Annotated in this window: 14 protein-coding genes; 3 read left to right on the forward strand and 11 right to left on the reverse strand. The window is 68.8% G+C overall.

Features of this window, described 5'->3' with window-relative positions:
* Positions 1-5 precede the first annotated feature (5 nt).
* The 5 genes from AC0VYM_RS26100 to AC0VYM_RS26120 form a co-directional block, all read right to left on the reverse strand.
* Positions 6-746 (reverse strand): NADH-quinone oxidoreductase subunit C, encoded by a 741-nt coding sequence (locus tag AC0VYM_RS26100; protein ID WP_475456459.1) that lies wholly within the window; start codon positions 744-746, stop codon positions 6-8.
* Position 747: 1 nt separating this feature from the next.
* Positions 748-1,293, reverse strand: a complete 546-nt coding sequence (locus AC0VYM_RS26105) for a NuoB/complex I 20 kDa subunit family protein (RefSeq protein WP_475456461.1) — start codon at positions 1,291-1,293, stop codon at positions 748-750.
* Between the two features lie 64 nt (positions 1,294-1,357).
* On the reverse strand, positions 1,358-1,717 hold the full coding sequence (locus AC0VYM_RS26110; protein WP_017543079.1) for an NADH-quinone oxidoreductase subunit A: 360 nt from the start codon (positions 1,715-1,717) through the stop codon (positions 1,358-1,360).
* 157 nt (positions 1,718-1,874) lie between these two features.
* Positions 1,875-3,179: a geranylgeranyl reductase family protein gene (locus tag AC0VYM_RS26115; protein WP_378738690.1), complete on the reverse strand. Its 1,305-nt coding sequence runs from the start codon at positions 3,177-3,179 to the stop codon at positions 1,875-1,877.
* Between the two features lie 419 nt (positions 3,180-3,598).
* A complete protein-coding gene (locus AC0VYM_RS26120; protein ID WP_475456464.1) occupies positions 3,599-4,309 on the reverse strand; it encodes a demethylmenaquinone methyltransferase in 711 nt (236 codons plus the stop codon).
* Between the two features lie 162 nt (positions 4,310-4,471).
* Here AC0VYM_RS26120 and AC0VYM_RS26125 point away from each other — a divergent pair, with 162 nt between their 5' ends.
* A complete protein-coding gene (locus tag AC0VYM_RS26125) occupies positions 4,472-5,740 on the forward strand; it encodes a delta-60 repeat domain-containing protein (RefSeq protein ID WP_475456465.1) in 1,269 nt (422 codons plus the stop codon).
* A gap of 78 nt (positions 5,741-5,818) precedes the next feature.
* On the opposite strand, the gene AC0VYM_RS26130 is transcribed toward AC0VYM_RS26125, so the two are convergent.
* Positions 5,819-6,127: a DUF4229 domain-containing protein gene (locus tag AC0VYM_RS26130; RefSeq protein ID WP_475456467.1), complete on the reverse strand. Its 309-nt coding sequence runs from the start codon at positions 6,125-6,127 to the stop codon at positions 5,819-5,821.
* A gap of 407 nt (positions 6,128-6,534) precedes the next feature.
* Here AC0VYM_RS26130 and AC0VYM_RS26135 point away from each other — a divergent pair, with 407 nt between their 5' ends.
* Positions 6,535-6,735, forward strand: coding sequence for a BldC family transcriptional regulator (locus AC0VYM_RS26135; RefSeq protein WP_026116196.1), 201 nt, complete (start codon positions 6,535-6,537; stop codon positions 6,733-6,735).
* 113 nt (positions 6,736-6,848) lie between these two features.
* Complete coding sequence (locus AC0VYM_RS26140; protein WP_475456470.1) at positions 6,849-7,205, forward strand: PLD nuclease N-terminal domain-containing protein; 357 nt, start codon at positions 6,849-6,851, stop codon at positions 7,203-7,205.
* Between the two features lie 131 nt (positions 7,206-7,336).
* On the opposite strand, the gene ccsB is transcribed toward AC0VYM_RS26140, so the two are convergent.
* The 5 genes from ccsB to AC0VYM_RS26165 form a co-directional block, all read right to left on the reverse strand.
* On the reverse strand, positions 7,337-8,329 hold the full coding sequence (gene ccsB, locus AC0VYM_RS26145) for a c-type cytochrome biogenesis protein CcsB (RefSeq protein WP_475456472.1): 993 nt from the start codon (positions 8,327-8,329) through the stop codon (positions 7,337-7,339).
* A complete protein-coding gene (gene resB, locus AC0VYM_RS26150) occupies positions 8,326-9,966 on the reverse strand; it encodes a cytochrome c biogenesis protein ResB (protein ID WP_475456474.1) in 1,641 nt (546 codons plus the stop codon). Before resB ends, ccsB begins: the two co-directional genes overlap by 4 nt.
* Before the next feature lies 1 nt (position 9,967).
* Positions 9,968-10,795: a cytochrome c biogenesis CcdA family protein gene (locus tag AC0VYM_RS26155; RefSeq protein WP_475456476.1), complete on the reverse strand. Its 828-nt coding sequence runs from the start codon at positions 10,793-10,795 to the stop codon at positions 9,968-9,970.
* Positions 10,795-11,562 (reverse strand): TlpA family protein disulfide reductase, encoded by a 768-nt coding sequence (locus AC0VYM_RS26160; RefSeq protein WP_475456478.1) that lies wholly within the window; start codon positions 11,560-11,562, stop codon positions 10,795-10,797. The genes AC0VYM_RS26155 and AC0VYM_RS26160 overlap by 1 nt, the downstream gene beginning before the upstream one ends.
* Positions 11,563-11,854: 292 nt before the next feature.
* Positions 11,855-12,058 carry a helix-turn-helix domain-containing protein gene (locus tag AC0VYM_RS26165; protein ID WP_013155995.1) on the reverse strand — a complete coding sequence of 68 codons (204 nt, stop codon included), beginning with the start codon at positions 12,056-12,058 and terminating at the stop codon, positions 11,855-11,857.
* Between the last annotated feature and the right edge of the window lie 159 nt (positions 12,059-12,217).

Here is a 12,217-nt window from a genome sequence, read left to right on the forward strand (position 1 = left end):
GCGGATCACGTGTAGGACCGCCGCTCGTCCGGCGGGGGCACCGTGGCGCCCCGGTACTCGACCGGGATGCCGCCCAGCGGGTAGTCCTTGCGCTGGGGGTGGCCGTGCCAGTCGTCGGGCATCTGGATGCGGGTCAGCGCCGGGTGCCCGTCGAAGACGATCCCGAAGAAGTCCCAGGCCTCGCGCTCGTGCCAGTCGTTGGTCGGGTAGGCCGACACGATCGAGGGGACGCGGGGGTCGGAGTCGGGGCAGGTGGTCTCGACGCGGATCTCGCTGTTGTGGGTGATCGACCGGAAGTGGTAGACCGCGTGCAGCTCGCGTCCGATGTCCTCCAGGTAGTGGACCCCGACCACGCCCGTGCACAGCTCGTAGCGGAGCGCGGGGTCGTCGCGCAGGACGCGGACCAGTTCCAGCAGGGCCTCGCGGCGCACGTGGAAGGTGATCTCGCCCCGGTCGACCTCCACGCGCTCGACCTCGGCCTCACGGCCGATCGCCGTGAGGGCCGTCTCCAGGTCGTCCGCGACCCGGTCGAAGTCGGCGGTGCGCGGGTCGTCGGGGTCGGTGAAGGGGCGCTGGCTCTGGACGGGAGCGCTCCCCCGTACCTGTAGACCGCCGAAACCGGAGGTGTCGCCGGAGGTCCGGGCGCCGAACATGCCGGTGCGCCTGACCGGTGCGGCCAAGCGCTCGCGCCCGAGCTGGTCGGGGAGGTTCTCCGCCGCCTCGTCGCGCTCGTTCTCGTTGCTCATGTCAGTCCTTGGTCACCAGGGGCAGCGAACGGCGGAGCAGGCGCTCCTCGGTCTCGGCGATCTCCTGCTCGCGGTGGGCACCGAGCTTGGTGTTCTGCACCTTGTCGTGGAGCTTGAGCACGGCGTCCAGGAACATCTCCGGCCTGGGCGGGCAGCCCGGCAGGTAGATGTCGACCGGGACGATGTGGTCCACGCCCTGGACGATCGCGTAGTTGTTGAACATGCCGCCGCTGGAGGCGCAGACGCCCATCGCGATGACCCACTTGGGCTCGGGCATCTGGTCGTAGATCTGGCGCAGGACCGGGGCCATCTTCTGGCTGACCCGCCCGGCCACGACCATGAGGTCGGCCTGGCGCGGGGTGGCGCCGAACTTCTCCATGCCGAACCGGGCGAGGTCGTAGTGGGGTCCGCCGACCGCCATCATCTCGATGGCGCAGCAGGCCAGGCCGAACGTGGCGGGCCACATGGACGACTTGCGGGCCAGGCCGACGACCTGTTCGACCGTGGTGAGCGCGACTCCGGCCGGCAGTTTCTCTTCGATACCCATCAGCTGCGGACCTCCTCGGGGGTGGGCGGCTGGGTCTGGTCGGGGGTGTGTGGGGTCAGGGGGATCAGTCCCATTCGAGGCCTCCGCGGCGCCACTCGTAGGCGTAGGCGATGGAGACGTTCACCAGGAAGAGGATGATCGCGATGACGCCGAACCAGCCGAGGGCGTCGAAGTGCACGGCCCACGGGATGAGGAAGATGATCTCGATGTCGAAGACGATGAACATCATCGCCGTCATGTAGTACTTGACGGTGAAACGGCCACCGCCCGCGGGCTGCGGGGTGGGTTCGATCCCGCACTCGTACGCCTGCATCTTGGCCCGGTTGTACCGCTTGGGTCCCATGACCGCACCGGCGACCATCGACAGGACGACGAACGCGGCGCCGATCCCACCGAGCACGAATATCGGTGTGTACAGCTCCACGGCTCACCCTCCTCCACTGAATGGCTGGTCGGAGCGCGCGACCGGCTGACTTGTGAACGTTTTCACGTGCTTCTCTCGGCTCTTCCCGAAATGTCTGTGTGGTGGGGCCGGACCGCGGAACACCGGCGGTCCGGCCGTACGATCCCGCCGTCGCCCTCTAGGCGGCGGGCGCCATCTTGGACAGGCCGTTGATGACCCGGTCCATGGCGTCGCCCTTGCTCGGTTCGGTGAGGTTGGCGAGCATCTTCAGCACGAACTTCATGAGCGTGCGCTGACGCAGCCCGTACTTGGTCGCGTACTTCATGAACTCGGGCTGGCCGATGACCTTCACGAAGTAGCGGCCCAGCGTGTAGTAGCCGCCGTAGGTGTCCGCGAGGACCTCCGGGTACCGCAGCAGGGCGCGCTCGCGCGTCTGCTGGGTGGGACGGCCGTGCGCCTGCACGATCACGTCGGCGGCGATCTGCCCGGCCTCCATGGCGTAGGCGATGCCCTCACCGTTGAAGGGGTTGACCATGCCGCCCGCGTCACCGACCAGCAGCAGGCCGCGCGCGTAGTGCGGGACCCGGTTGAAGCCCATCGGCAGCGCCGCGCCGAGGATCTTGCCCTTCTGGTTCTCCTCGGTGAAGCCCCACTCCTCGGGCATGGACTCGGTCCACCGGCGCAGGAGCTTGCGGTAGTCCACGTCCTGGAAGGCGGTGGTGGAGTTGAGGATGCCGAGGCCGACGTTGCTGGTGCCGTCACCGACACCGAACACCCACCCGTACCCGGGCAGGAGGACGTCCTTGTCTCCGCTGCGGTCCCACAGCTCCAGCCACGACTCCAGGTAGTCGTCCTCGTGGCGGGGGCTCTCGAAGTAGGTGCGCACGGCCACGCCGAGCGGCCGGTCGTCGCGCTTGCGGATGCCCATGGCGACGGAGAGCCGCGACGAGTTGCCGTCGGCGGCCACGACCAGCGGGGCCCGGAAGGTCACGGGTTCGCGGTCGGCGTTCTTGGCGTGGACCCCGACGATGCGGTTGCTGCGCTCGTCCATGAGGGGGCCGGTGACGTTGGTGCGCTCCAGGAGCTTGGCCCCGGCGGAGACCGCCCGGTTGACCAGGATCTGGTCAAAGTCGAAGCGCGTGCGCACAAGGCCGAAACCCGGGTACGCGGCGAGGTCGGGCCAGGGCAGTTCGAGGCGCACGCCCGCGCCGACGATGCGCAGGCCGTGGTTCCTGATCCACCCCTCGTCCTCGAAGGTGATCCCCATGGCGGTGAGCTGTTTCACCGCCCTCGGGGTGAGTCCGTCGCCGCAGACCTTCTCCCTGGGGAAGGCGGTCTTCTCCAGGAGCAGGACGTCAAGCCCGGCCTGGGCCAGGTAGTAGGCGGTGGTGGAGCCAGAAGGGCCAGCGCCGACGACGATGACGTCGGCGTCGTACTCGATCCGTTCCCGGCCTCTGGGAGAGGAGGTGGCTGTCTCGCTCACGGATGTGTCCTCGACTACTCGCGCGGTACACCGTGGCGGGTCAGTGCGGGTTCGACCCGCTCACGGGGGGTGCTATGGGACGTTGGGGGACTTCCGACATGTCCGACATGGGTCTTGTGTCATAAGCCTCGTGGCCTTGTGAAGCACTTCACAAGCCACTTTTCCGCAGTCTAGACCCTCGCGAGCCAGGAGGCGACCCCCGGGGGGCATTCTTCGGAAAATCGGATATAGGACCCACAAGCCTCCACACACCCACCAAAGCAGCCACAAACAGTCAAATACGCAGCTAGCGATACCTGATCCACAACAAGTGACCCATGGGTAACAGAAAAAACCCCAAGGAACAGATCTTTCCTTGGGGTTTGCGTGCTTTTTAGTTAGAAGAGAAGACTTTCGCCGTATGGGCGCTATGTCTGTTTTTACTTCTCTCGGAAACCACGGTGCAGGGCCACCGTGCCCAGCGTCAGGTTGCGCCACGCGACCCGCGACCACCCGGCGCCCTGGAGGTACGTCGACAGCTCGGCCTGGTCGGGCCAGGCCATGATCGACTCCGACAGGTAGTCGTAGGCCTCGCTGCGTCCGGAGAAGGCTCCGGCGATCTTCGGCAGCGCCGCCATCAGGTAGGTGGAGTACAGCCTGTCCACGAACTCGACCGGGATGTGGCTGAACTCGCAGATGACCAGCCGCCCGCCGACCCTGGTCACCCGGCGCAGCTCCCGCAGCGCCTGGTCCACGTCCGCGACGTTGCGGAGTCCGAAGGAGATCGTCACCGCGTCGAAGGTCTCGTCGGCGAAGGGCAGCGAGAGCGCGTCCCCGGCCACGAAGGTCACCCCGCCGCGCGAGGCGCCGCCCCGGCGCCGGGCGCCGTTCTGGAGCATGCCCAGCGAGAAGTCGCAGGCGATCACGCGGGCGCCCTTCTTGATGAAGGACTCCGAGGAGGTCCCGGTACCCGCGGCGAGGTCCAGCACCAGTTCGCCGCTGTGGGCGTCGACCGCGTCGACCACGGCGCGTCGCCAGACGCGGTCCTGGCCGAGCGAGATGACGTCGTTGACGAGGTCGTAGTTCTCTGCGATGCCGTCGAACATCGCGGCGACGTCCTGGGGCTTCTTGTCGAGCTTCGCGCGGGTCATGGCACCAGCCTAAGGGTGGCCGGACAGCGGAGCGGACCGGGTGGGAAGGGAGCCCGCGACGGTACTGACCAGGCGAGCGGGCGATTACTTGACGTAATCAAACCCCCACTCCGTGCAATGATGAGGGGACCGAAACCACCCTTCGCGCGCCCGAGGAGTCCCGTGAAACCGGCCCGATCGTTCGTCGCCCTGACGATGAGCTCCCTGCTCCTGCTCCCCCTGGGGGTCGCGACCGCCGCGCCCGCCCTCGCGGCACCCCACGAGGGCGTGGTCAGCGAACAGCCCGTCCAGTGGACCCCGCACGTCCTGGACGGAACCGTCAAGGACATCCTCCGGATCGGTGACACCGTCGTGGTGGCCGGGCAGTTCGAGCGCGTGTCCGACGCCGACGGGGGCAAGACGCACAACCGGCGCAACCTGTTCGCCTTCCGGCACGGCAGCGGTGAGCTCCTGACCGGCTTCACCCCTCGGGTGGACGGCACCGTCAACTCCGTGGCCGAGGGCCCGAACGGGTCACTGATCATCGGCGGCCAGTTCCAGAGCGTCGACGGCTCGCCCAGCCGGGGGCTCGCCCGCGTCGACGCCAGGACCGGCCGGGCCGTCTCCGCGTTCGGCACGGCGCTGGACGACGGGAGCGTGTACCGGCTCGCCGGTCACGGGGGCCGGCTCTACGTCGGCGGGAACTTCACCGGTGTGGGCGGGGAGAAGCGCACCGGGCTGGCCCGGCTCGACGCCGCGACCGGCGCGGTGGACACGGACTTCACCCCGACCATCTCCGAGCAGCGCCGGGGCGTCCTGCGCGTGCAGGAGCTGGCCCTGAGCCCGGACGGCCGCAGGCTCGCCATCAACGGGACGTTCACCAAGGTCGACGGCCTGGACCGGTACCAGATCGCCATGATCGACACGTCGACGGGCGCGCCCACCAACTGGTCGACCTCGGCCTACGAGGCGGAGTGCGACTACGAGAGCATCCACACCTACATGCGGCAGATGGACTTCGCGCCGGACGGCTCCTACTTCGCCGTGGCGACGGGGGGCGGGCCCGAGGTGAAGCCCGGTCTGTGCAAGGCCGTGGCCCGGTTCGAGAACACCGACACGGCGGGCTCCGAAGCCACCTGGTCCAACATGACCGGCGGGGACACCCTGTACTCGGTCGAGGTCACCTCGTCCGCCGTCTACGTGGGCGGCCATCAGCGCTGGATGGACAACGAGAAGGGCTCCCAGAACCCGGGGCCGGGTGCGGTCGCCCGCGAGGGCATCGCCGCGGTGGACCCCACCACGGGCCGGGCCCTGTCCTGGAACCCGGGCCGTTCCCGCGGTTACGGCGTGGAGGCGCTGCACGCGACCTCCGACGGCCTCTACGTCGGCAGCGACACCGACCGCCTGGCGGGCGAGTACCACGCGCGGTTGGGGATGTTCCCGACCGCGTGAGGCCCGGCGGCGGGTGAGCGCCTGACGAGAAGCACCCGGCGGGGTGGTGTCCGAACGTTCGGAGCACCGCCCCGTCGGTCACTTCCGGGTGTCCTCCGCCTCCTGGGCGCGCAGGAGCTCGTCCTGGATCTCGTCCTCGCGGGCGGCGCCGCCCTGAAGGCGGTCCCCCACGGCCTTGTCCTGTTCCTGGCGCTTCCGCGACCACTCGTCGACCGACGCCGACATCTGGTCGCGCCACTTGGAAAGGAGAACGTAGGAGGCGAGACCGCTGATCACCCACGCGAGAACCAACGCGATCCAGGAGCGCGCACCGAACAGGTAGACGACGCCGAAGGCGCCCGCGAACAGCGCCAGACGGGCGGCGGTATAGGTCAGCCAGCTACGCATCAAAAAGCCTCACAACAGACGTTTACCTGCACTAGATTGGGCAGCGCACCCATCCACGCGCATCACGTGCGCGGACGGCCGGGTCAGGCGACCGCGGTCGAAGGGGAGGTGTCCCGGATCAGGCAGCCTTACCTCCAGGTTAAGGGGGTGCCTTCGCCGGTGCGCACCAGGGCGGGGTGTGTCCCGTCGCAGGCCGAACGGCGGTCAGCACTGGATTCAGATAGTCATGGGATGTTTCCAATCCCGACAGCCGGGTCAGAACATCACGTTCCGATCACATATCCCCCGCTTCTCCCCCGAACACCGCAATTTCTCCGAAAACTAGGGAGGAAACGGACCAACTCGTGCACACTAGGGGATCAAACGCCCGCCGCCCCCTCAGTCCAGGCGGGCACGATTGGGGGAATGTGAAGGTGGAACGAGCAAGCGAACGCCTGTTGACCCCCGGGGAAGTGGCCTCACTCTTCCGGGTTGATCCCAAGACCGTGACTCGCTGGGCCGCCTCCGGGCGCATCAGCAGCATTCGGACCCCCGGCGGCCACCGCCGTTTCCGGGAGTCCGAGGTACGCGCCCTCCTGCTCGGGGAACCGAGCGAGAGCACCACCTGAAGACGTCCGGCACACCCCCGACGGTCCCGGACCCGACGACCCGAGCGGTCTTCCCCCAACCCGGGCCGGTGTCCCCGGCCGGGAGGGGTCGACAGCATGAGTAGGCTGGAACCATGGTGTGGCTCGGTGGCCTGATCACGCTCGTGTCGATCGTTCTATGGGTGTACGCGTTCTTCGACGCGTTGACCACCCCTGCCCAGGAGGTCCGCAACCTCCCGAAGGTCCTGTGGTTGGTCGTCATCGCGCTGTTCATGCCCGTGGGATCCATCCTGTGGCTCTTCCTCGGTCGTCCGCCCAAGCCCGTCACCGTCCTGGGCGACGCGTCCTCCCCCAAGGAGGCCGCCAGGTCCGTGGACGACCTTGACCCGTCAGACTTCGCCAAGCCCTCGGACAGCCCGCACCCACTCGGCCCGGACGACGATCCGGAGTTCCTCAGGGACCTCAACCGTCGAATCGACCCGGAGGACTGAGTCTCCGCAGGCGCTGGCACACGCTCCACCGCACGCGGCAGCCGCGGCACCCGGAACACGAGAAGGTGGGGCCGTACCCGGACGGGTACGGCCCCACCTTCGTCTTTCGTCCGGGGCGCGCCCGGACCGGGTCAGGCGTAGGAGTGGAGCCCGCTGAACATGTAGTTCACGGCGAAGAAGTTGAACATGACGGTCAGGAAGCCGATCACGTTGATCCAGGTCGCCTTGGGTCCGCGCCAGCCGCCGGTCGCACGGGCGTGCAGGTAGGCCGCGTAGATCACCCAGGAGATGAAGGACCACACCTCCTTGGGGTCCCACCCCCAGAACCGGCCCCAGGCCTCGTCGGCCCACACGGAACCGGCGATGACGCCGAAGGTCCACAGCGGGAACGCGAAGAGGATGAACCGGTGCGAGATGCGGTCGAGCAGCTCCGGACTGGGCAGGCGCCCGGCGATCCCGACCACCTTCTCCCCGAGTGCCCGCCTGGCCTCGGCCCGGTGGGCCACCAGGTAGGTGATGCCCGCCGCGCCGGACACCATGAACGCCCCACCCGCGATGATGACCGCGGAGACGTGGATCGGCACCCAGTAGGACTGGAGGGCCGGGATGAGCGGGCCCGGATCCACGTACAGCCACCGCACCCCGATGCCCAGCAGGAGCAGGACGGGGACCAGCACGAACGCGCCGAGGAAGCGGGCCTGGTACCGCCAGGAGGCGTAGAGCAGCGCGCCCACGGCCACCAGGCACATCGCCACCACGAACTCGAACATGTTGCCCCAGGGCCAGCGTCCCGCCGCCAGCCCCCGGGTCACGATCTGGACGGCGCCGAGCACGAAGCCCAGCGCCGTCACGCCCAGCGCGATCCGGCCGAGCACGCTCTGGGAGGCCTGGGCCTCACCCTCGTCCGTGCGGACGCTGACCTCGATGTCGTCGTCGGCGCCCTCGACGGAGCCCGCGCCCACGGGCATGAGGCGTCCCGCCCTGAGCCTGGTGCGTCGTCCGTAGGCGGCCTCGATGGCGAAGAGGAACAGCGCGGCAGCGTACGTCACGATCATCGCGATGATCAACGTGTCACTGGCCGACGCCATCGTCTCGTCCACCGGTCCGGCGAGTGTGTACGTCACCGGTCACTCCCTCTTGTCGTCGACTCTCGCGGGTCGGATGTCGTGTGGGGGTTGTCGTCGGACTCGCTCCTGAGCCGTCCGGCAAGTCGTTTGGTGATCTCGTGGAACTCGGCGTTGTCACCGGCGACCTCGGTCTTGCCGAGCCCGGCCAGCTCCACGCGGGTGGTGCCGTCCTCGCCCCTGGTCGCGCGCACCCACACCCGGCGGGGGCGAACGAACAGGGTCAGCAGCAGACCCGCCACGGCCGCCGTGGCCGCACCCAGAGCGGGAAGGCGGGCGCCGTCCCGGTTGCTCTGGAGCGTGGCGTACTCCTTGTATCCGGTGAAGGTGATCGAACCGGCCTCGTCGGGCAGCTCCCAGGTGTCGCCCACCGCCATGACGGGTGACTCGCCCAGGGACTCCATCCCCTCGGTCCGGAGCTGGTAGACCGACTGCGGATCCACCATCCCCATGTCGCCCTGGTAGGCCTCCAGGGTCACCATCGGGTTCTCCGCCCCGGGGAAGGTGGAGACCAGCTCGCCTTCGGGGTCCTCGGCCGCCGTGGGCAGGAACACCCCGACGAAACCCAGCTCCTCTCCACCGGTGTCGGGCACCTTCACGACACCGTCCGAGGTGTAGGTCATGGTCTCGCGGTGCAGGAACGGCACCGCCTGGTCGAAGACCAGGTCGCCGTCGGCGTTGCGCACCTCGAACTGCGGCGCGTACCCGTGGCCCAGCAGGTACACCTGCACCCCGTCCACGCTCAACGGGTGGTTGACCTCCAGGGTGTGCTGCTGCTCCTCCGACTCGGGCGACTCCTTGTAGCTCAGCTCCGCCACGTAGGACTCGGCCTGACCCCGCAGGTCCCCGTCGTCGATGAAGGACGCCTCGAAGCTGTCCAGGTGGATCGTGAACGGCTCGAAGGCGTCGGTGTCGGTCCAGTGCCCGGGGTAGATGGCGTCGTAGGAGGGCAGCGTGTTCGCGAACCCGTCCCCCTCCACCAGCAGCATGTTGCCCCGGTAACCGAAGAACGACCCCGCCGCCAGAGCCAGCAGCAGCGCCAGCAGGGAGAAGTGGAACAGGACGTTGCCCGCCTCACGCAGGTACCCCGTCTCGGCGGAGACCGAGTCGCCGTACCGCTCGACCCGGTACCCCTTCAGGACAGTGCGGGACTGTTCCAGCACCGTCTCGGGCGAGGCCCCGGTGCCGAACCGCGCCACGTAGGGCATCCGCCCCAGGTTGCGCGGGGTGGCCACCGGCCGCGCCCGCACCGCCTTGGCGTGGACCAGGGCGCGCGGGATCACACACCCGGCCAGGGAGACGAACAGCAGCAGGTAGATCGCCGCGTACCAGGGCGAGGAGAACACGTCGAACAGGTAGAAGCGGTCCAACCACACCGACAGCTCGGGGTTCTCCCGCATGTAGGTGGCGACCTCGTCCACGCTCACCACGTTCTGCGGCAGGATCGACCCCGGGATCGCGCCCAGTGCCAGCATGAACAGCAGGATCAGCGCCGTGCGCATCGAGGTGAGCGTGCGCCACACCCACCGGCCCCACCCGGCCAGGCCGAGCCCCTTCGGGCCGGTCCCGGTCGGCTCGGCCGCCGTGGACGCGCCCGCGTCGGCGTTCCCGGAGTTCTCGGACGTACGCGTACTCAAGTCAGATCACCGTCTGGTAGTTGGCGGCCCAGCCCTGCATGGCGATGGTCATCTGGGTCCACAGACCCGTCACCATGGCCAGGCCGACCAGGACGAGCATGACACCGCCGACCACGGTGACGGTGCGGGTGTGGCGCTTCAGCCAGCCGAACGCGTTCAGCGCCCGGCGGTAGAGCAGCGACGCCACGATGAACGGCAGGCCCAGCCCGACGCAGTAGACCAGGGAGAGGAGCATGCCGCGACCGGCGCCGCCCTCGATGAAGGCCAGCGTCTGGACGGCCGCCAGGGTCGGGCCGATGCACGGGGTCCAGCCCAGGCCGAACAGGACACCGAGCAGCGGCGCCCCCGCGAGTCCGGCGCGGGGCAGGCGGTGGAAGCGGAACTCGCGGCCCAGACCGGGCAGCACGCCCATGAAGGCCAGGCCGAGGAGGATCGTGAGCGCGCCGAGCACGCGGGTGATCGGATCGGTGTAGTCCATGAGGAGGTCACCGAGCCAGCCGATGAACCCGCCCACGGCGATGAACACGAGACTGAACCCGGCGATGAACAGGACGCTGCCGGTGACCATCGTCCAACGGCGCTGGGCCAGCTCGGCGTCCACGTCGGCGATCGTGCTGGTGGCGGTCCCGCCGTCGCCGCCAGCGGCGTCCGGGGCGCCCGCCTGGCGTTCCCGCACGTGGGAGCCGCTCATCCCGGACACGTACGACAGGTAGCCGGGGACCAGGGGCAGCACGCACGGGGAGAGGAAGGAGACCAGTCCGGCGGCCAGGGCCAGCGGTGCGGCCAGGAGGAGGGAGCCGGTCATGACGGTGGTGCCGATCGCGTCCATCAGTCGCCGTCCCCGGCCGGAGCGGCCTCGTCGGTCGCTTCCTCGGAGGCCTCGGCGTCGCCTGTGGGCTCCGCCTCGTCTGTGGATTCGGAGTCGTCGGCGCCCTCGCCGTAGCCCTCCAGCTCGGAGATCCGGGTCCGCTCCTCGGGGTCACCCAGGTCGAACTCCACGACCAACGGATCCAGCAGACCCGTCAGCTGCCCGTACGTGGTCGGACCGATCACCCGCGCGGCGATGTTCCCGTCGGGGTCGATCACCAGCGTGCTCGGGATCGCCCGGGGCGGCACGGTCTCCCGGAAGGCCTGCGGGATCTCCCCCGGCTGGTCGTACAGGCTCGGGTACTCCACGCCCTTGTTCTCGGTGTAGGCCGCCGCCGCCGTCTCGTCGTCCTTGATGTTCACACCCAGGAAGTCCACACCCAGATCCCCGTACTCGGCGTGCACCTCGTCCAGGACCGGCTGCTCGGCACGGCAGGGCCCGCACCAGCTCGCCCACACGTTGACGACGAGGATCCGGCCCTCGTACTCCGACAGCGACAGCTCGTCGCCCTCGAACGTCGTCCCCGTCACCTCCGGGGCCGCGGCACGCTCACCGGCCTCGAACTCCGTCGCGCTGCCGTCTCCCGAGATGAACCGGTCCTCCTCACCCCCCGTCTCGATCTCGGTGCCACCGGCGCAGCCGGACAGGACGAGGACGGCCGTCATCGCGGCGGCCGAAAGGAACGGCACGGCACGACGGCGTCGCGTACCTGTGCTGGTACTGGGCATCGAGGGGACCTCGCGAACCGGGTGTGATCAGGGCGGACTACAACAACGACAAAGTGTAGTAGATGCCCTGGGGCCCGCTCGGCCGACCCGACACAAGGGAGCCTCCTCCAGGTACGGCCCGGTTTCGGCGGGTTCGGCGCCCGGTGGGAGGAGCGGTACCGGCGCCGTGGGGACGGCGCCGGAGACGGGGGACGGCACACGTCAGGGGCGATGCTGGGGAACATCGCCCCTGAGTGGTCGGCGGATCGGGTGCTGGGTCAGAGGGCCCCGCCCCCGGGTCCGGCCTGGTTCGTCAGCCAGCCTCGACGAAAGCCTCGCGGAGGTAGTCGTGCACGGCTCGTTCGGGGACCCGGTAGGAACGCCCCACACGAATCGCGGGGAGAACTCCCGAGTGCACCATTCGGTAAACGGTCATCTTGGACACACGCATGATCGTGGCGACCTCCGCCACGGTCAGGAACCTGACCTCTTCGAGAGGCGGTTTGCTCCCGTTCATCTTCCGACGCCCTCATTCCCGGACGTGAGCATTTGTCTACCGTTCAGCCCTGGCGTGCCTCACGGTGCTCGGGGGACTCCGGCGAAACAGTCCCCGCCCCACCGACACGCCAGCGTGTCATGCTGTCACTACTGACACGTCCGTTTTCAGAGTAGAGCC

The organism is Nocardiopsis sp. iso_237 (assembly GCF_056173345.1).

Coding starts and splice junctions, on each gene's coding strand:
- AC0VYM_RS26105 (WP_475456461.1), bottom strand. CDS start 1,293: ATGGGTATCGAAGAGAAACTGCCGGCCGGAGTCGCGCTCACCACGGTC.
- AC0VYM_RS26155 (WP_475456476.1), bottom strand. CDS start 10,795: ATGGACGCGATCGGCACCACCGTCATGACCGGCTCCCTCCTCCTGGCC.
- AC0VYM_RS26160 (WP_475456478.1), bottom strand. CDS start 11,562: ATGCCCAGTACCAGCACAGGTACGCGACGCCGTCGTGCCGTGCCGTTC.
- AC0VYM_RS26100 (WP_475456459.1), bottom strand. CDS start 746: ATGAGCAACGAGAACGAGCGCGACGAGGCGGCGGAGAACCTCCCCGAC.
- AC0VYM_RS26130 (WP_475456467.1), bottom strand. CDS start 6,127: ATGCGTAGCTGGCTGACCTATACCGCCGCCCGTCTGGCGCTGTTCGCG.
- AC0VYM_RS26120 (WP_475456464.1), bottom strand. CDS start 4,309: ATGACCCGCGCGAAGCTCGACAAGAAGCCCCAGGACGTCGCCGCGATG.
- AC0VYM_RS26140 (WP_475456470.1), top strand. CDS start 6,849: ATGGTGTGGCTCGGTGGCCTGATCACGCTCGTGTCGATCGTTCTATGG.
- AC0VYM_RS26165 (WP_013155995.1), bottom strand. CDS start 12,058: ATGAACGGGAGCAAACCGCCTCTCGAAGAGGTCAGGTTCCTGACCGTG.